Here is an 18,044-nt window from a genome sequence, read left to right as displayed (position 1 = left end):
GCCAATGCCTTTGTCATCGCATTCCCGATATCGACTTTTGCAGGGCCACGATCAGGGCATCGCGTTGCTGCGAAAGTTCAGCAGGCGTTTTCCCTTGCGCCTCGGCCTGAACGCCGTCGACCAGTTGCCGGGTCACACCTTCCGACAGATAAACCTCACCCATGTCATCCCACCAACCATTGAACGTTTGGGTGAAGTGATCGCAAAAGGCCCGCAGGCCGCCCTCACCGGCACCCAGGTTGAACAGCATCGTTGGCCCCATTGCCGCCCACCGCAGCCCGGGGCCTGCCCAAACAGCTTTGTCGACATCTTCGACCGAGGCGACACCAGACGTCACCAGATGAATAGCTTCGCGCCAGATCGCAGCCTGGAGACGGTTGGCCACGTGACCGGGCACCTCTTTGTTGACGCGGATCGTAGTCTTGCCGAGGCTTTCGTAGAAACGTTGTGCTGCCTCGACCACGCCATCGGCGGTTTTGTCATTGCCCAGCACCTCGACCAGCGGGATCAGATGCGGAGGGTTAAACGGGTGGCCCAGAACAAAACGCGCAGGATCTCTCCACCCCGGCTGCATCTGTCCAAGAGTGAGTCCCGAAGCAGAACTGGCGACGATTGCATCGGGGTCCAGGCTGGATTCTATCTGAGCGAAAATGGCGTGCTTGATTTCTAGCCGCTCGGGCACGTTTTCCTGGACGAATGCGGCACCTTCGACAGCGCGGGCCGCGCTCGGGCTAAATGAGAGCGCCTCGGGCGTGCCACGCTCCGCCAGCCCCAAATCGACAAGCGCAGGCCATGCCGCTTCGATATAGGCACGCACCTTTTTTTCAACGTCAGGGTCCGGGTCGTACATCGCAACCGAACGGCCCGACGCCAGAAACAGCGCGGCCCAGCTGGCACCGATCACACCGCCACCCAGACAAGCTGTATGTTGTGTGTCCATCAAAACAATCCCGGATTAAGGGGCGAAGCAGCCGTCATACCGCCATCCACCGTGAACAACTGACCGGTTGCAAAGCCCGCCTCGTCCGAGGCGAGCCAAACCGCCATGCTTGCAATATCCTCGGGCTTGCCAAACCTCCGCACGGCGTGCCGCGCCAGCGCATCCTTCCGCGCCGCGTCCGGGTCTGATGCCAGATCAAAGCCTGCATCCAACATGCCGGTTTCAATCCAACCGGGACAGATGGCGTTGCAACGAATTCCGGGACCGTGGTCAACAGCAATCGACCGGGTCAGGCCATGCACAAATGCCTTGGATGCATTGTACAGCGCCATCGACGGGTCCGCGACTTTGCCCGAGATCGAACCGATATTGATGATCGACCCGCCCTCAGGCATCCGTGGGATGTAGGCACGGCAGAGGTTGAATACGCCCCGGCAATTGGTCCCGATCACCGCCTCCCAATCCGCATCCGTGCTGTCGGCCACAGTCTTTTCGACCTGAACCCCCGCATTGTTGACCAGGATATCGGTGGCACCGGTCGTTTCAGCGAGTTCACCGACGGCGATAGCGTCCGTAACGTCCAGCGGATACCAGATAATGTTGTCTGACAGCCCCTCGGGCCTCGGCCCTCGGCCGCAGGTGGTGACAACCGCGCCTTCGCGAACGAAGGCCTCGACGATTCCACGCCCGATCCCCTGGCGGCCACCGGTGACCAGCGCTTTTTTCCCGACCAGCCGCATCAGTGCGCCACCATCACATGACGCACCGAGGTGTATGCATCCAGCGCATAGACTGACATATCGCAGCCGGTCCCTGATCCCTTCATCGCCGCCCATGGCATTTCGGCGGCGGGCATCCCATGCGTGTTTACCCAGGTCATGCCATAGCGCAGACGCGAGGTCATCTGCATCGCGGTCGACACATCCTTGGTCCAGACCGACGAAGCCAAGCCGTAACGCCCGGCATTGGCGACGCGCAGAGCGTCCTCAGCATCCGTAAATCGTGACAGTGTAACGACGGGGCCAAACACCTCGTTGCAGGCAATCTCAGCATCATTGTCCACGTTCGCCACTACTGTCGGATGATAGAAGAACCCTGCTCCGTCGCCCGCTTTACCGCCGACGGCGATCTCGGCGCTGCTGCGGGCGCGGTCGACGAAACCGGCAACGCGGTCGCGTTGAACTGCGGACACGATGGGCCCCATTTCGGTGCCATCAGCCTTGGGTGCGCCGATCTGAATTTGGCTCACCTGTTCAGCCACTGCGGCAACCAACCGGTCGTAAACCCCGTCTTGAACCATGACACGGCACGGCTGTGCGCAATCCTGCCCGGCGTTGAAAAACGAACCGTAACGGATCGTTTCGGTCACCGCGTCGATATCCGCGTCATCAAAGACAATGACCGGAGCCTTGCCACCAAGTTCCAGATGGACGTGGCGGATCTGGTTCGACGCCGCCCGCATAGCCGCCATTCCGGTCGCGGGCGAGCCGGTAACCGAAATCCCTTCGATTCTTGGGTCATTGATCAGTGTATCGCCAACCGACCCTCCTCGACCGTGGACAACGTTCAGAACGCCTTTGGGCAACACATCCGCCAGCATCTCGGCCAGCCGCAGCGTGGCCAGCGGCGTAATCTCGGACGGCTTCATCACGATGGTGCAGCCTGCTGCTAGTGGCGCAGCAATTTTCCAAGCCGCCATCATCAGGGGATAATTCCACGGCGCGATCGAGGCTACGGGCCCGATAGGATCCTTGCGGATCATCGAGGTATGGCCTGCCGCATACTCCCCCGCGACCGATCCTGTCATGGTGCGCGCCGCCCCTGCCATGAACCGAAAGGTGTCGATTGTCAGCGGCATCTCTTCATCACACGCCATCGGCCAGGGCTTTCCGACGTCGAGCGTCTCCAGCTCGGCCAGTTCCTCGATGTTCTCTTCAATGACATCCGCAACGGCCAAAAGCAGCGCTGACCGTTCAGCAGGCGGTGTGAGGCGATAGGTATCAAAGGCTTCCTCGGCCGCGCGGGTTGCCGCTTCGATCTGATCGGCTGAAGCCTCTGGCACTTGGGCAACGGCCTCTCCGGTCGCCGGGTCCAACACAGGCAGAGCGTCCCCGCCCCCCTCGACCATCTCGCCATTGATCAACATCTTTGTCTGCATGCGTTCCCCCATCAGAATGCCGTCTGGTCATTGCCCTTCAGGCCGAGCCGCTGGCGCGCCTCGTCCGGAGTGGCGACCGACAGGCCAAGGTTTTCGATTATTGAACGGATTTTATGCACCTGATCAGCGTTGGATTTCGCCTTTTCTCCGGCGCCGATATACAGGCTGTCCTCCAACCCCACCCGCACGTTGCCACCCAACAGCGCTGCTTGTGTGGTAAAGGCCATCTGGTGACGGCCCGCGGCCAAAACCGACCACTCATAACTGCCGCCGAACAGCTTTTCGGCAATCGTGTGCATGTGCATCAGGTTGTCCAGATCCGCCCCGACCCCACCCAAAATGCCAAACACCATCTGGACAAAGAACGGCGGCTTGACCCAGCCCTGATCGACCACCCATGCCAAGTTATAGAGGTGGCCAAGGTCGTAGCATTCGAACTCGAACTTGGTTCCGTGGCCATCGCCCAGCTCCTTCATCGCGTATTCGATATCGGCGAAGGTGTTGCGAAATATGAAATCGCGGGTCATGCCCAGAAACTCGGGCTCCCACTCGTGTTTCCACTCCGAATATTTCTGCATCATCGGGAAGATGCCGAAGTTCATTGACCCCATATTCATGCTGGCCATTTCCGGACTGGCCCGCAGGGCGGCGCGCAGGCGTTCCTCGCGCGTCATACCCAGCCCGCCGCCGGTCGAGACGTTCATCACCGCACCGGTCGCCTGTTTGATGCGCGGCAGGAATTGCATGAACAAATCAGGGTCCGCATCCGGGCGGCCGTCTTCCGGGTTTCTTGCATGCAGGTGGATGATCGACGCCCCGGCCTCAACCGCGCCTATGCTGGCTTCGGTGATTTCGTTCGGTGTGATCGGCAGGTGTTCCGACATGGTTGGCGTGTGGATACCGCCAGTCGGAGCGCATGTGATGATGACAGGTTTGCTCATAGCTTCATCTGCTGAACCTGCGCACTCAGCCCTCCGTCCAGAACCCAGAGTTGCCCGCTGGCATAGCGCGCCTCGTCCGAGGCCAGCCAATTGACCAGATTGGCAATGTCCTCGGGCGTGCCGTAGGTACGCATCGGGTGCACGTCGCGCACAGCCTGTTGCAACTGGTCGATGGTCTTGCCACCGCCGCCCGAGCCATCGCCTGTGAAAAAGCTCTGCAACATCGGCGTGTCGACGTATCCCGGGCAAATCGCATTGACGCGAATACCTTCGGGGCCGTGATCGCAGGCCATGGCCTTGGTCAGCGCATGCACAGCGCCTTTTGTCGCGCAATAGGCGGCAAGACCCGGGTCGGCGATGAACCCGTCATAGCTGCCGAAATTGATGATCGAGGCGGTGCTGCCCTTGGTCACCTTCCGCATCAGCGGCAGGGCGTGTTTCGAGGTCAGGAAAGTCCCCGTTACATTGACCGCAAAGGACAGGTTCCATTCGTCCAGAGTGGTCTCTTCGATCGTCTTCTCGATCTCGATCCCTGCAGCGTTGACCAGAATGTCCAGCTTGCCCTCTGCGGCCCCAACCTGCTCCATCGCGGCTATTGCATCTGCTTCTTGCGTGACATCCAGTTTTACAAAAACGCTGCCGTCGTCGTCATGCGCGGCCAACGACCCCTGAGGGGTAAGGTCGGCTGCATAAACCCGCGCGCCTTCGCGCAGAAATCGCGAGACGATGGCGCGCCCGATCCCGCCACGCCCTCCGGTCACCAAGGCGGTTTTGCCCTCCAGCATCATTCGTGGTTCTCCTTCAACGGCGGGTATCGGTAGCGCGCTGCGGCCACCGTCCAATCCATATGATTGCGTACATATTCCTGTGTGGCGTTGCGCGGCGGGTTGTAATCCCAGACCTCACCCGCGCCGGCTTCCATCGCCGCATGCAGTGCCCGGCGGGATTTCTGGGTGGCCATCACGTCGGCGCGCAGTTTTTCGCTGTCCCATCGTCGGGCAACCTCAGCAGCGAACGCAGCAGTCTGATCTGCGTATGCCGGATCGTCTGCGACGTTCACCTTTTCCAGCGGATCAGCGGTCAGATCATAAAGCTGTGGGGGATCGGGATCGCAATGGATGTATTTCAGCGTCCCGCGCCGGATCATAAAGACCGGATAGGGTGTCATCTCGGCGCAGTATTCACCGATGGCTTCGTCGACCGGATCAGCCTCTCCGCGTGCCAACGGCATCAGAGACCGCCCATCGACTGGTTCACCGTAAAGGTCGTCCGAGCCTCCCGCGATGTCCACAAAAGTCGGCAAAAGATCCAGCAAGGAGCAGGCATTTGACGCATTTCCCGGCACCACGCCCGGACCGGCCATGATAAGTGGTACCCGAGCCGAGTGTTCGAAGAAGTTCATCTTGTACCAGAGGCCACGTTCACCCAGCATGTCCCCATGATCAGCTGTGACGATGACGATGGTGTTTTCAAGCTCATCAATCTCTTCCAGCGCCTTGACCATCGCACCGACCTTGCTGTCGAAATAGCTAACATTGGCCAGATAGGCGCGGCGGGCGCGCAGAACCTCTTCGTCTGTTAAAGGCACATAACTCGCCTCGATCCCATCCATCACCCGACGCGAGAACGGGTCTTGTTCATCGGGCGTCAGGGTAAATTCGGGCATCGGCACATCCGCGTCCGAATAAAGGTTCCACCAATCGGGCTTGGCCACGTATGGATCATGCGGATGGATGAAACTGGCCACCAGACAGAACGGCGCGGCATCCCCTGCTGCCCGATCCCTACCCCGGTCGATCAGCCAGCGACGTGCCGCAAACTCGACCTCGTCATCATAATCGGTCTGATAGGTCGCGACGGCCTCGCCGCTTTCCTTGACCGTCTGCATGTTGTGATACCACTTGTCGATGCGTTCGTCCGACGCCTCCCAATCCGGGGTCCAGGCGAAATCGGCCGGGTAGATATCGGTGGTGACGCGATCCTGGAACCCATGCTTCTGATCAGGACCGATAAAGTGCATTTTGCCGGACAAGCATGTGCGATACCCCAACGCTTTGAGGTAATGTGCGAAAGTCGGGACCGAGGCCCGGAACTCACTGGCGTTGTCATAGGCCGCAATCCGGCTGATCAGTTGCCCGGACATGAAGGCAAAACGCGACGGGGCGCAGAGCGGCGAGTTACAATAGGCCGCGTCAAATCGCATTCCGCGAGCCGCCAGTGCATCTATGTGGGGCGTTCTCGCCGTTGGGTGCCCATAAGCTCCGCAGAAATGCGGCGCCAGTTGGTCAGCCATGACCACAACAATGTTAGGCCGTGTCACGGAGCAGCCTTTGCGTAAGCATCCAGAACCAGCCCGTGGAAGTGATGCACCGCATGTTCGGATTTGCCCGAGCCGTTCGGATCATGCACAATCCGGCCCTGGGTGAAGGCTGGCGTGCTCATCCCGCGCTGAACGCTTTCGACGATGTCGATGTCTTCGCGCTGCAGAACCTCATCCAGATACCGGATGGCCTCAAGCTCGGCTTCGTCCGGCTCGGGGGTCTCGAGGAAGAAATCGTAGGTCTCAAGCGTCCGGTCGGGGCCAACGGGGATGATGTTCAGAACGATCATCGAGGACCGGCCCGGATAACGCATAAGGCAGGTCGTGGGCCACAGCCACCAGACCGCATGGGTGCGCACGGTCGCATTTGACACATCATAGGCGGTGTTCGCACCCTTGCCCGCCTCGGCCATATGGCTGGAGTAAATGCCGTATGTGGTCACCTTATAGGTGTCCATATCGACCAGATCACAGAAATCCTTATGCGCGGTTGGGCAGTGATAGCATTCCAGAAAATTGTCGACGACGTTCTTCCAGTTGGACTTGATGTCATAGGCCAGTCGATGGCCGAAGGTCAGATTTTCGATGTCCGGGGCCCAGTGGCGAATCTCGGTTTCGAGATCACCAGACATCTCTCGCAATGGGCGCGCCGATGGGTCGAGGTTGACGAAGACAAAGCCTGCAAACTCTTCCACCTGAACCTGATCCAGGCAGATATCCCTGGTGTCAAAGTCTGATAAGTTCTCAGTTTCCGGCGCACGAACCAACTGGCCGTCCAGCTTGTATACCCAAGCGTGGTAGGGGCACATGATGCGCGTTGTCTCGCCCTCACCGGTCAGCAAGTGATGCGCACGGTGTTTGCAGACGTTGTAAAAGGCGCGCAACTCGCCTTCACGATCGCGCACTACGGCGATAGGGCGGCCCGCAATCTCAACCGTGAAATAGGAACCAGGCGTGCGCAGCTTTTCAACGTGGCAGACCCATTGCCACGTTTTTGCAATGATTTCATTCAAATCCACCTGATGCCAAGCTGGATCGACATAGGCTTCGGCCTTTAGTGAGCTCGTGTTGAAAGGATCCGGGCTGAAACCATCGGATATCCGCTTGAATTGTTCTTTGGACGGCAGCTCGCTCATTGGAAACTCCACAACTCGGGGTCAGGCAATGACCCATTGCTGGCTAGTGGACGAAATAATCCTAGCAATCGGGCGGGATTTCAGAACTATTTTCGCCTCGGATTTGATTTTTTTCGCCAATTAGCGAAGTCAGGACTTCAACTCGCAGGCTTGCGGTGCATCGGCCATGCCCGGAATTCAAACGGAACGCGACCTTCAATCCGGTCACGACTTGGCGGAAGGCCAAACCGTTGTTTGTAAGCGCGGCTGAAATGCACCTGGCTGGCGAATCCAGATGCCATTGCGACCTCAGCTATTGGTAACTCGGTCTGCGTCACCAACCCCCGCGCCCTGTCCAACCGGATATCGCGATAATAGAGCGCAGGCGTTTTCTTGATGAATGTTGAAAACAAACGATCCAACTGCCGATGCGATATGCCGACCTTCCTGCAAATCTCCGGGACGGGCACAGGCTCTTCCAGATTGGCCTCCATCGCCTGGATAGCGGCCCTCAACTTGGCGGGAACCGTCGTGCCCAAAGGCTCGCTGCCTTGTGGTTGCTGCATCTCGGATGGTCCTCTGAGGCGGTCATGAAAGACATATCTGGCTGCCGCATTCGCCAAAGCACTTCCATAGATGCCCTGAACAATCTGCAAGCCGAAGTCCACCGCAGCACTTCCGCCACAACACGAGATGCGATTGCCGTCCAGCACGAACAGATTCTCGACCACTTCGACATCCGGATATAGTTCCTGAAAAGCATCGATATGCTCGTAATGAACCGTCGCTCTGTGCCCCTTCAACAATCCGGCCTGAGCCAGAATAAACGCTCCGGTATCCAGAGCCCCCAAAGTCGCACCGCTTCGGGCCCAGTGCCGCAAAGCGTTTTCGGTTTTTTGGGTCACGTGCTTTTCCGGTGTCCAGCTTGTGGATACGATCACGATATCCGCCGAAGGAACGTCACTCAGAGCAACGGTGGCAATCTCGGCCCCGTTGCTGGCGACACAGGGGCCACCCGTTTCTGATGCGAAATCCCATTTGAAATACGGCTTTCCGTCCAAATAGTTGGCCGCGCGAAAAGGATCGATGAACCCCATCGTCGCCGCCATGTTGAAGCTGGGCGCGACGACCACAAGCACTCGGGTAACGGGGTCTGCGTCACGTTCCATTTGGCATGGGCCTTGTCCGAAGATAGTCCGGGTCAACAAAATAACTTTTGTCCTGTTCGCGCAAGTTGGGTGCCAAACGTGAAACCGCGTCGGCGACATATGGACAATCCGGAAAAAGGTGCATTTCCACCACTGGAGCATCCGTTTAGGATGCCGCCGAATGCACGCATTCAATGCCGGAACAACAAATACGAAAGCCCTTGTTCGTGAACACTGAGAACCGCATGGCCGCGCAGCCTCGACGTGAAATGCAATCCGCGCGCAATCAGGGGATCACATTCCTGGCGCTGGCATTTCTGTTCAGTATCTTTGTCAATTTGCTCATGCTGACCGGTCCGCTGTTCATGCTGCAGGTCTATGATCGCGTTCTGGGGTCACGGGCTGTAGAAACTCTGGCGGCGCTGTTCCTGTTGGTGGCGCTGCTGTACGGCCTGATGGCAATGCTCGATTTTGCGCGCGGCCGGATTGTCGCGCGGTTTGGCGCGCGGTTTCAAACACAGCTGGACGAACGCGTATTCGACGCAACCTTGCGTCGGTCGCTGCACCCGCGCGCTCGTGCCGCCCCCGCAACGGCGCTGCGAGATCTCGAGTCGATTCAGAACCTATGTTCGTCTCCGGTGCTGCTGGCAGTCATGGATATCCCCTGGACGCCGGTTTTTGTTGCCGCCATCTTTCTCTTTCATCCTCTTCTGGGTTGGCTGGCCGTCGCGGGTGGTTCGCTTTTGGTGGTCATAGCCCTGCTCAACCAGGTGCTGACACGCCGTAAAGTCGCTTTGGCACAATCCGCGTCCGCCAAGGCCAACAACTTCTCGGAACATGCAAGACAAGCTGCCGAGGTCGTCCGGGCACAAGGGATGCAAGAAGATATTACCCGGCGGTGGCAAAGGCAGCGCACAAACGCTTTGCAACAAACAATCGCCGCGAGTGACTGGACTGGCAGCTTCACGTCTGTGACCAAGTCACTTCGACTGTTCCTGCAATCTGCGATGTTGGCGCTTGGTGCCTTGCTTGTCTTGCGCAACGAGCTGACCCCCGGCGCGATGATTGCAGGCTCGATCCTGCTGGGGCGGGCGTTGGCACCGGTTGAGCAGGTCGTAGGACAATGGGGCGTCGTTGAACGCGCGCGAACCGCGTGGACGTCACTGAACCGGTTCCTTGATGCCACCCCGCCCGAGATGCCCCGAACCAAACTACCTGCGCCCGCGGCCCAACTGACCGCCAAGGGTGTGACGGTGATCCCACCCGGCGCTGAGGCTCCGACTTTGCGCAATGTCTCGCTCGAGCTTACGCCAGGACGCGCGCTTGGTGTTATCGGCAAAAGCGGGTCGGGAAAATCCACGCTGGCAAAGGCGCTGTTGGGCATTTGGAAGCCAGCCGCGGGTGAGATCCGCCTAGGCGGCGCAACTCTGGATCAATATGACGCGACCGATCTGGGTCAGCATATAGGATACCTGCCGCAAGAGGTCACCCTGTTCAACGGAACTGTCACGGAAAACATCGCGCGTATGTCCGAAGACCCCGATCCCAACGCGGTTGTTGCAGCTGCTAAGAAAGCCAACGCACATGATCTGATCCTGACGCTGGAAAAAGGGTATGACACCATTCTTGAAGGCAATGACAGTCAACTATCTGGTGGGCAGAAACAACGGATCGCCCTGGCGCGCGCCTTGTATGGAAGCCCGGTCCTGTTGATCCTGGATGAACCAAACTCGGCACTGGATGCGGATGGGACCGAGGCGTTGAACGCCGCGATCCGCGGGCTCAAGGCCGAGGGCAGATCTGCGATTATCATGACCCACCGGCCTCAGGCCATCTCAGAATGTGACGACCTCGTGGTTGTCGAGCGCGGTCAGGTGGTAAAGGCCGGACCGCGGGACGAAGTGTTGGGTGCGGTCGTGCAAAACGCAGGGTCGATCAAGCGCAATCTCAGCAAGGCTAGCAACTGATGCAGGACACAGCGGCAAAAACTCCGCGCCAAGTATGGCGCATCACGATCCCCGCTTTGGTGGGCTTCCTGGCCTTGGGTATTCTTGTCGGCGGCTTGGGCCTTTGGGCGGTTAAGACTCGGCTGGCCGGCGCGATCGTCTCACAGGGCATTATTGAAGTTGAAAGCAACCGCCAGGTGATCGAGCATCCCGACGGCGGTGTTGTCGGCGAAATCTACGTGCGGGACGGTGATGCTGTCAGCAATGGCGATCTGCTGTTACGGCTGGACGACACGTTCTTGTCTTCCGAAAAAACCATCGTCGAAGCGCAGCTGTTCGAGCTGCTGGCCCGTCGGGCCCGGCTCGAGGCTGAACGCGATGGTGCGGATGCGGAATCGCTGGCCATTCAACTGGCCGAGATTCAGCAACAGGAAAACATCGACCCTGATTTGATTGCCGGTCAACAGCGTCTGTTCGAGGCGCGCCTGAACACGTTAAACCAGCAAACGGAACAGCTGAGCAAACAAACCATTCAGATCGAAAGCGAAATTGCCGGAACTGAGGCGCAGCTCGTCTCGCTGCGCCGTCAAGTCGAGTTGATTCAGGAAGAGCTGGAAGACCAACAAAGCCTGTTTCAGCGCGGCCTCACACAGGCAAGCCGCGTGTCGGCCCTGCTGCGCGAAGAGGCCAGCCTGACCGGCGACATTGGCCGCCTGGAAGCTGCCGTTGCGCGTCTGAAAGGACAAATTTCGGGAACCGAGATTGCGATTGTGGAACTGGAAGCAACCCGACGGGAAGAGGCGATCTCGACCCTGCGGGATATTCAATCGCAGATTTCAGAGCTGGCTGAACGTCGCCTGTCCTTGGACACACGCCTGTCCCGACTGGATATTCGCGCACCGGTTTCTGGCACGGTCTATGGCAGCCAGGTCTTCGCGCTGCAGTCGGTGATACAGCCTGCGGAACCCATGATGTATCTCGTGCCACAGGACACACCCTTGCTGGTCGCGGCCCGGGTTGATGCGATTCACGTAGACCAGTTGCATGTGGGCCAGCCGGTCTTGTTGCGGTTTCCCGCGTTCAACCAACGTGAAACTCCTGAGATTGACGGGCAGGTCATTACTGTCTCGGCGGACACCTTCACGGATGATAACACGGGCCAGACATTTTATCGCGCCGAGGTTGTACCACAAGAAGGCCAGGTCGAACGTTTGAACGGTCAGGAACTGCTGCCTGGCATGCCGGTTGAGACGCTGATCAAAACGGATGAGCGAACACCGCTTTCGTACCTCGTGAAGCCTTTGGCGGACTACTTCAACCGCGCTTTCCGGGAATGATTGCCCCGCCCGCGTCAGGGGGCTTCGAGGTTTCCTAGCAGGATTGATGTCATGTCGACAGTGATGACGCCATCCAGGGCCACCACATCGGCACCGGTGTTGTATGACACGTTGTTGCGCGTAATCTCCGACAGGTCGGCGTTCGCATCAATGAAGACCCATTCCGGCTGTGCCGCTGTTGGCTGACCAACGGCCACTTGCAGGATCGACAACGCATCCAACGCGTTCACCGTGCCGTCACGGTTGATGTCCGCGGCGATCAGGTTTTCCGGCGATGCGGGCCCCCAGGTTGGGTCCAGTCCGACCGCAATCCGCAAGACCTGCAGCGCATCCAGCGCATTTATGTCCTTGCTGGCGGTCGAGTAGGACTTGATCACATCAAATTCGCCCTCAAAGCGGCCAGAGGGCAAGTCGAGATCAAATCGCCCGTCACTGTCTGCGCGCGCGGTGACGGTGGCACCCCCAGTGGGGGTGAACCTGATCTGGGCATCCGTGAGACTGGCGTTCGCGGTCTCGGAGTTGATCGAAACCGCGCCCTGAACGCCGTCCGAACTATCCGGTTCAAGGCCGCCAAAATCACCGAAATCGACGGGAATGTGATCAGGGCCGCCAAATCCCGAGCCAAAAACCTGTGCGCTGCTTAGAGAACCGCCCGAGGCTGAAAAAACGTGAATCGTTTCGTTCAGGTACTCGATCCGGGCACCCTGCGCCGTTGGGGTGAACGTCAACTGTGCAGGCGTTCTGACCAGTGGGTAATCAAACAGGTCCAACCGGTCGACCCCGGCTTGAAAGTCAGTGATTGTGACCGGCTCGGTTTTGTATTGCATGACAAAGATATCCGCCCCTGCCCCTCCGGTCATCGTGGTGGCGGCTTGCCCGGCAATCAGAATGTCATCACCGGCCCCACCAATCAGTGTTGTTGGAAGGATGCTGCCGCTTAGCATATCGTCGCCGGACGTCCCGCTGACAGAGCCAAACCCGCTGCGCACGACCCCCATTTCCGAGACATCAACGGTCAACTGAGTCAGGCCCGCGTCCTGCTGCGACGCCACGAGGATCTGCAATTCATCGCCAACATGCGCGACGCTGAAAGCCTCGACATTTTGCAGGCCGCTCTGAAGCGTGTCGGCAATGCTGTCCAAATACACCAACTGCCCATTAGGCGTCATGGTAAACAGAGTTATCCCATCGTCGCCGCCGCCCGCCACGACCAGAACACGACCATCCACTTCGACAACCGAAAGATCCTGAACCGATTCAAAACGGGTATGCAGGGAATCCAGCACATGGTCCGTTGGGATCAGGCGACCATCACTGCCCAGCTCCATCACACTGAGCGAATTGCTTTCGGCCCCGGCAATCACAATCCATGATCTTCCGTACGCCTGTATCACCTCAACCGCCGTCGGCACGGCAATCCCCAGCGTCGACAGCGCCTCAGAGTTATCCACCACGGCTATGGTGCCCGTCGATCCGTCAACGCGATAGGTCGCAACGGTGTTGCGCACGCCGTCCGTTGCAATGACGAAGTTGTCCGATCCGACCCTTAAGCCTTGCATCGAATCGGCTTGTGCCAGGATGACACCAGAGGATGTCAGCGAACCGTCTCCGTTCACCTTATAAGTCGCGATCCGACCGGTATCTTCGTGCGACAACATGAGAATACGACCCGAACCGGTCGACAGCTCAACCAAGGCAGAGATATCGCCCCCGCCCGTCAAAGTCCCGGTTTCACGCAAGGTCCCAACCGTTCCGTCGGGGTTCAATGCATACCCGACAAGCCCGTTTGCAGTGTCGATGTCCAGAACAAGCTGGTCATTGCCACCAACGGAAATCGGCACACCCATATCGCCCACCTGAAATGCGATCGTGCCACTGAAGTACTCGGTATCCACCAATTGCGGAACAGCGCCGTCAACAAGCTTCCAAACCGCAACTCCACCGCCGGGGCCGGTCAAACTGTACAGATACGTGGCACCGTTAAACGTTTTTAAAGCCGTATCACGGATACCTGAATCGAGCGCTGCGCTCCCTGTTGCAACCACGCTTTCGAACTGAAGCATCATACCAAATCACCCCACGCCAAACCTGGCACTGACTGCAGGATGATCTGATGCCCGGCCCGAAACCAAAGCGAAATTGTGGTGAAAACGCGGAGTTCGGTTTCAGTTTAACACAATTTTTCCTGGTCCGACCGCATGAGTCACAAGAGCGAAAGACAGATGAACAGAATCTGGCCCCCTCGGGCGGACGTGAACACCACAAATGAGGGTAAGATGACCAAAGAACACGATTCTCACGCCAAATCCAAAGCGGACGGATCAGACTCCGGTCGCAAAAATCACATTCGCCAGTGGATCGACGGCAAAATGCGTCGTTGGGTCGGGCGAGGAATTGCAGGGGGACTTGGTTCTACGTTGATGGCCCTGCCTGCGCTGGCACAGGCCACGATCGAAGAGCTTTATGCCTATCAGTTTGCCGAAACGATTCCCGGTGTTCGGTCCGTCAAGCTTTTGAAGAATGGTGATGTTCAACTGAAAATGGCTGATGGCAGCACAATGATTGTCGCCGCCGAGAATGTTCAGGTGTTGGACAGCGGTGCAATCATGATCGCCGAGAACGCTGTTGCTGAAATTGCACAATTCAGCCTCGCCGAAGCCGGAGGAGCTGCGGCAGCCGGTGGTGGCATCAGCGGCATGGGTGCTGCTTTGGGCGGTCTGGGTCTGGCAGGCGCGGCCGCTGCGGGGGCCGGTGGCGGCGGTGGCGATGACGCCGAGCTGACCGTGCCCACCCCTGTGACACCAATCCTCAATCTGGCTCAGGTCCAATCAACAGCGTTGAGCAATACAGGAACCGAAATAAATGTCCCCAACGGCACCGAGACCGTTGAAGTCACGATTGGATCGCTGGTCAAAACCGTACCGCTCAATTCAGATGGGGATTGGAGCATCTCTCTGACTTCTGCCGAGGCGGCCAGCCTGCCGCAAGGGGTTCAGGACGTGACGGTGCGCCACCTGGGCGGCGACGGGCAAGAGATTTCCGTCGAAACAGTTCGCTATGACATCGATACCATCCCGCCGACTCTGGCAATTTCAGGGTTTTCGGATGGTGCGGTCATGAACGCGGCGGAAATGGCGACTGATCTCGTGGTTTCAGGCACAACGAACGCAGAAAACGGTCAGACGGTAACAGTCACTCTGAATGGACAATCCTACACCGGTGCGGTTGCAGACGGGCAATGGGCCGTCACCGTTCCATCCGCCGATCTCGCCACGTTGGCGGACGGAGCAGCCGTAACGGTCACGGCGGACGTATCAGATCAGGCAGGCAACCCGGCCGTACAAGCAACCGACAGTTTTGACACTGATTTCACCGCGCCCACCATTTCGCTGAACCCGGTATCAGGCGGTTCAATCGAGTTGGTTGACATCCAAACCGATTTGGAGCTGAGCGGTTCGACAACTGCTGCCGATGGTCAAACGGTAACGGTCGAGTTTGCTGGCCAGACATACACTGGTACCGCCTCGGGCGGCAACTGGTCCGTGACCGTTCCGGTCGCCGATCTCACCAACCTGTCCTCGGGCATTCCGGCCTCTGTACAAGTCGTTGTCAGTGACGCAGCAGGGAACATGTCAGCGCCTGCAACGGCGACCGTCCCGGTGGATTTGACCAGCCCCTCGGTTGCGATTTCTCCTCTCTCTGTCGGTGGGGTGTTGAATGCGGTCGATGTTGGGTCAGACCTGACGGTCTCGGGCATTTCCGCAAATGTCGACGACGGTCAACAGGTTACCATCATGCTGGACGGCCAAAGCTATACCGGTGCTGTGTCGGGCAATACCTGGTCTGTGACTATACCCACAGCCGATTTGGTATCCTTGGCAGATGGAGGATCGTTTTCAATTACCGCAAACGTGATCAACCAGGACGGGCTCGCCGCCCGCGAAGATAGCGTTGCGGTTTCGAAGGATGTAACCGCCCCAACCGTCAGTATTGACGGGTTTTCCGGCGGGTCGGTTCTGAATGCCGCTGAGCAGGGCACAGATCTTACTATCAACGGATCGACCGACGCCGAAGATGGGCAAACCGCCACGGTTTCAGTAAACGGACAAACCTATACTGGCACCGTATCGGGCGGATCATGGTCGGCGACTGTACCTTCGGCTGCTCTTGCTGCCTTGTCTGATGGCGCGACTGTTACTGTCACGGCGGATGTGACGGACGCGGCAGGCAATCCGGCGTCGCAGGCAAGCAGCAGTTTTGACACGGACTTTACGGCACCTTCAATCGCCATCACCGGCCTGTCCGACGGAGCTGTCATGAACACAACGGAACGGGGCACTGACCTGACCGTTTCCGGAACATCTGATGCGCCTGATGGCACCACGATCACAGTCGAAATCGTCCGCGCCGATGAGACGGTGGACATCAGCAACACCACAATAGTCAACAGCGGAACTTGGTCGTTCGTCGCGCCCGCCGCGAGCCTTTCTGCCCTGCAGGACGGGGAAAGCTATGACGTCAGGGCATCCGTATCCGATGCTGCCGGAAATACGGCGACTGCAAATGGCGGGTTCCAGACGGATTTCACGGCCCCAACCGTGACGATCAATGCCTTGCCAGTCGGATCGGTATTGGACATTGCCGAGCAGGGCAACGACCTGACCATTTCGGGCGCGACCTCAGCGGAAGACGGGCAAACCGTGACCGTTACGCTGGATGGCCAAGACTATACCGCCAACGCGTCGTCCGGTGCATGGACGGTCACAATCCCTGCTTCAGACCTTGCAGGGTTGGCGGACAGCACGAATTTCACGATCTCGGCCGCCGTATGTGACAGCGCAGGAAACAGCGCAATTCCAGCGACAACGACTCTCGCAACGGATTTCAGACCACTATTGAATGTAAATCCGGTCGGATTGAACAACTCTGTGTCCCTGAGTGACGCGCAGAGTTCGGGCGTGGTCGTGTCCGGGACGTCGGTAGGTCTGAGTGCCGGTCAAAATGTGAGTGTGACGCTCAACAGCAACTCGGTTGGCACTGCAACCGTGGCCGCAGATGGCACATGGTCATTAACTGTCCCGACCTCTGAGTTCACCGGTGTCTCGGCAGGTGATGACCTCAACTTTCAGGCGCAGGCGACAGTGACAGGCGGCCCTGATCCCTTGCCAACAACCGACCAGGTCACTGCCCATGTGCCTGCAGCCTATGTCATCACCGAAGCCAGCCGCAGCGGGTCGAACATAACCTTCGAAATATTTGCCGATGCCGATCGCGATATCTCGTCGGGCTTGGCCATGACTGTTGAGCTGGGATTTGATCCGTCCGTTGTGACATTCAACAATGGTTCAGATTCGGGAAATGGCGCCTTTGGCCTTTATCTGTCGAACCCGGTAGGCAGCTCAGCCGTCAACTTCGCGGGTGTTGCGCCAGTGTTTACCGACCTGAACCAACCTCTGGTGACGTTCACCATGACCGTCCAGGACCCAACGAAACCCATCGAACTGACGATCACCACGTCAGATGGAGGCCCATCCACCCTTATACTGGGCACGGATGGCAACGATACGATTGTGGCCAGCGATGTGGACAGTTTTGTTCGCGGCCAAGATGGTGACGACGGCATCAATGTCTCGGATGCCGGTCGCGATGTCATTGTCTTCGAAGCGGATCCGACGGCGAACGGCGTGGATACGATCACAGGCTTTGCGCTTGGCGCATCGGCGGACGCGGCGGACGCCTTGATGTTCAGCGGTCTTGATCCGGCCAATTTGCGTGGCAATGGCACCGGGGTCGAAAACCTGAGCGTCGGAGACGCGTTGGGGGTCAACACAGGCTTTGTAGGCTTGACCACGGTCTTGGCGGACTTGACCGTCAACACGATCGAAACAGCCGTCGAAAGCCTGACTGGTGTTCAGGCAGGGGACGAGATCTATGTCCTCGCAACAGACGGAGACAACGGTGTCCTGGTCAAAGTCGATTACGCTACTCCGACCTCGGCTACCGTAGAGACAATGGCTCAATTCTCCGGCCTCGACGACCTTAGTGGGTTGAATACAGACAATATTCTGCACACCGATCCGACCGGGGCGACAGCCTGATATCCACATCGACCGCCGGTTCATGCGACCGGCGGTCTCTA

The 18,044-nt window shown here is 58.5% G+C and carries 12 protein-coding genes; 3 read left to right on the top strand and 9 right to left on the bottom strand.

Annotated elements, in window-relative coordinates:
• Positions 1 to 13 precede the first annotated feature (13 nt).
• The 8 genes from J7416_RS17005 to J7416_RS16970 form a co-directional block, all read right to left on the bottom strand.
• Positions 14 to 940, bottom strand: coding sequence for a 3-hydroxyacyl-CoA dehydrogenase NAD-binding domain-containing protein (locus tag J7416_RS17005; protein ID WP_209226477.1), 927 nt, complete (start codon positions 938 to 940; stop codon positions 14 to 16).
• On the bottom strand, positions 940 to 1,680 hold the full coding sequence (locus tag J7416_RS17000; protein ID WP_209226475.1) for an SDR family oxidoreductase: 741 nt from the start codon (positions 1,678 to 1,680) through the stop codon (positions 940 to 942). Before J7416_RS17000 ends, J7416_RS17005 begins: the two co-directional genes overlap by 1 nt.
• Positions 1,680 to 3,098 (bottom strand): aminobutyraldehyde dehydrogenase, encoded by a 1,419-nt coding sequence (locus J7416_RS16995; protein ID WP_209226473.1) that lies wholly within the window; start codon positions 3,096 to 3,098, stop codon positions 1,680 to 1,682. The genes J7416_RS17000 and J7416_RS16995 overlap by 1 nt, the downstream gene beginning before the upstream one ends.
• Before the next feature lie 11 nt (positions 3,099 to 3,109).
• The gene (locus J7416_RS16990) at positions 3,110 to 4,039 is read right to left on the bottom strand and encodes a 3-keto-5-aminohexanoate cleavage protein (RefSeq protein ID WP_209226471.1); all 930 of its coding nucleotides are present in this window, start codon (positions 4,037 to 4,039) and stop codon (positions 3,110 to 3,112) included.
• Positions 4,036 to 4,827 (bottom strand): SDR family oxidoreductase, encoded by a 792-nt coding sequence (locus J7416_RS16985; protein ID WP_209226470.1) that lies wholly within the window; start codon positions 4,825 to 4,827, stop codon positions 4,036 to 4,038. Before J7416_RS16985 ends, J7416_RS16990 begins: the two co-directional genes overlap by 4 nt.
• A complete protein-coding gene (betC, locus tag J7416_RS16980) occupies positions 4,824 to 6,359 on the bottom strand; it encodes a choline-sulfatase (protein ID WP_209226469.1) in 1,536 nt (511 codons plus the stop codon). The genes J7416_RS16985 and betC overlap by 4 nt, the downstream gene beginning before the upstream one ends.
• Positions 6,356 to 7,495 (bottom strand): ring-hydroxylating oxygenase subunit alpha, encoded by a 1,140-nt coding sequence (locus J7416_RS16975; RefSeq protein WP_209226467.1) that lies wholly within the window; start codon positions 7,493 to 7,495, stop codon positions 6,356 to 6,358. The genes betC and J7416_RS16975 overlap by 4 nt, the downstream gene beginning before the upstream one ends.
• Positions 7,496 to 7,632: 137 nt before the next feature.
• Positions 7,633 to 8,643 carry a GlxA family transcriptional regulator gene (locus tag J7416_RS16970; protein ID WP_209226466.1) on the bottom strand — a complete coding sequence of 337 codons (1,011 nt, stop codon included), beginning with the start codon at positions 8,641 to 8,643 and terminating at the stop codon, positions 7,633 to 7,635.
• Between the two features lie 248 nt (positions 8,644 to 8,891).
• On the opposite strand from J7416_RS16970, the gene J7416_RS16965 reads away from it, so the two are divergent.
• Positions 8,892 to 10,589 (top strand): type I secretion system permease/ATPase, encoded by a 1,698-nt coding sequence (locus tag J7416_RS16965; protein ID WP_209226602.1) that lies wholly within the window; start codon positions 8,892 to 8,894, stop codon positions 10,587 to 10,589.
• On the top strand, positions 10,589 to 11,905 hold the full coding sequence (locus tag J7416_RS16960) for an HlyD family type I secretion periplasmic adaptor subunit (protein WP_209226464.1): 1,317 nt from the start codon (positions 10,589 to 10,591) through the stop codon (positions 11,903 to 11,905). Before J7416_RS16965 ends, J7416_RS16960 begins: the two co-directional genes overlap by 1 nt.
• Before the next feature lie 14 nt (positions 11,906 to 11,919).
• On the opposite strand, the gene J7416_RS16955 is transcribed toward J7416_RS16960, so the two are convergent.
• Positions 11,920 to 13,971 (bottom strand): dockerin type I domain-containing protein, encoded by a 2,052-nt coding sequence (locus J7416_RS16955; RefSeq protein ID WP_209226463.1) that lies wholly within the window; start codon positions 13,969 to 13,971, stop codon positions 11,920 to 11,922.
• 210 nt (positions 13,972 to 14,181) lie between these two features.
• On the opposite strand from J7416_RS16955, the gene J7416_RS16950 reads away from it, so the two are divergent.
• Entirely contained in the window at positions 14,182 to 18,003 is a 3,822-nt protein-coding gene (locus J7416_RS16950) for an Ig-like domain-containing protein (RefSeq protein WP_209226462.1), read from the top strand.
• Positions 18,004 to 18,044 lie beyond the last annotated feature (41 nt).

Source organism: Ruegeria sp. R14_0 (assembly GCF_017743975.1).
Taxonomy (GTDB): Bacteria; Pseudomonadota; Alphaproteobacteria; order Rhodobacterales; family Rhodobacteraceae; genus Ruegeria.
Note: the sequence above shows the minus strand (reverse complement) of the source record. Positions and strands in the feature narration are given on the sequence as shown.

Excerpts from the sequence above, each read along its gene's own strand:
- J7416_RS17005 (WP_209226477.1), bottom strand. The coding sequence starts at position 940 with ATGGACACACAACATACAGCTTGTCTGGGTGGCGGTGTGATCGGTGCC.
- J7416_RS17000 (WP_209226475.1), bottom strand. The coding sequence starts at position 1,680 with ATGCGGCTGGTCGGGAAAAAAGCGCTGGTCACCGGTGGCCGCCAGGGG.
- J7416_RS16995 (WP_209226473.1), bottom strand. The coding sequence starts at position 3,098 with ATGCAGACAAAGATGTTGATCAATGGCGAGATGGTCGAGGGGGGCGGG.
- J7416_RS16990 (WP_209226471.1), bottom strand. The coding sequence starts at position 4,039 with ATGAGCAAACCTGTCATCATCACATGCGCTCCGACTGGCGGTATCCAC.
- J7416_RS16985 (WP_209226470.1), bottom strand. The coding sequence starts at position 4,827 with ATGATGCTGGAGGGCAAAACCGCCTTGGTGACCGGAGGGCGTGGCGGG.
- J7416_RS16975 (WP_209226467.1), bottom strand. The coding sequence starts at position 7,495 with ATGAGCGAGCTGCCGTCCAAAGAACAATTCAAGCGGATATCCGATGGT.
- J7416_RS16970 (WP_209226466.1), bottom strand. The coding sequence starts at position 8,643 with ATGGAACGTGACGCAGACCCCGTTACCCGAGTGCTTGTGGTCGTCGCG.
- J7416_RS16965 (WP_209226602.1), top strand. The coding sequence starts at position 8,892 with ATGCAATCCGCGCGCAATCAGGGGATCACATTCCTGGCGCTGGCATTT.
- J7416_RS16960 (WP_209226464.1), top strand. The coding sequence starts at position 10,589 with ATGCAGGACACAGCGGCAAAAACTCCGCGCCAAGTATGGCGCATCACG.
- J7416_RS16955 (WP_209226463.1), bottom strand. The coding sequence starts at position 13,971 with ATGATGCTTCAGTTCGAAAGCGTGGTTGCAACAGGGAGCGCAGCGCTC.
- J7416_RS16950 (WP_209226462.1), top strand. The coding sequence starts at position 14,182 with ATGACCAAAGAACACGATTCTCACGCCAAATCCAAAGCGGACGGATCA.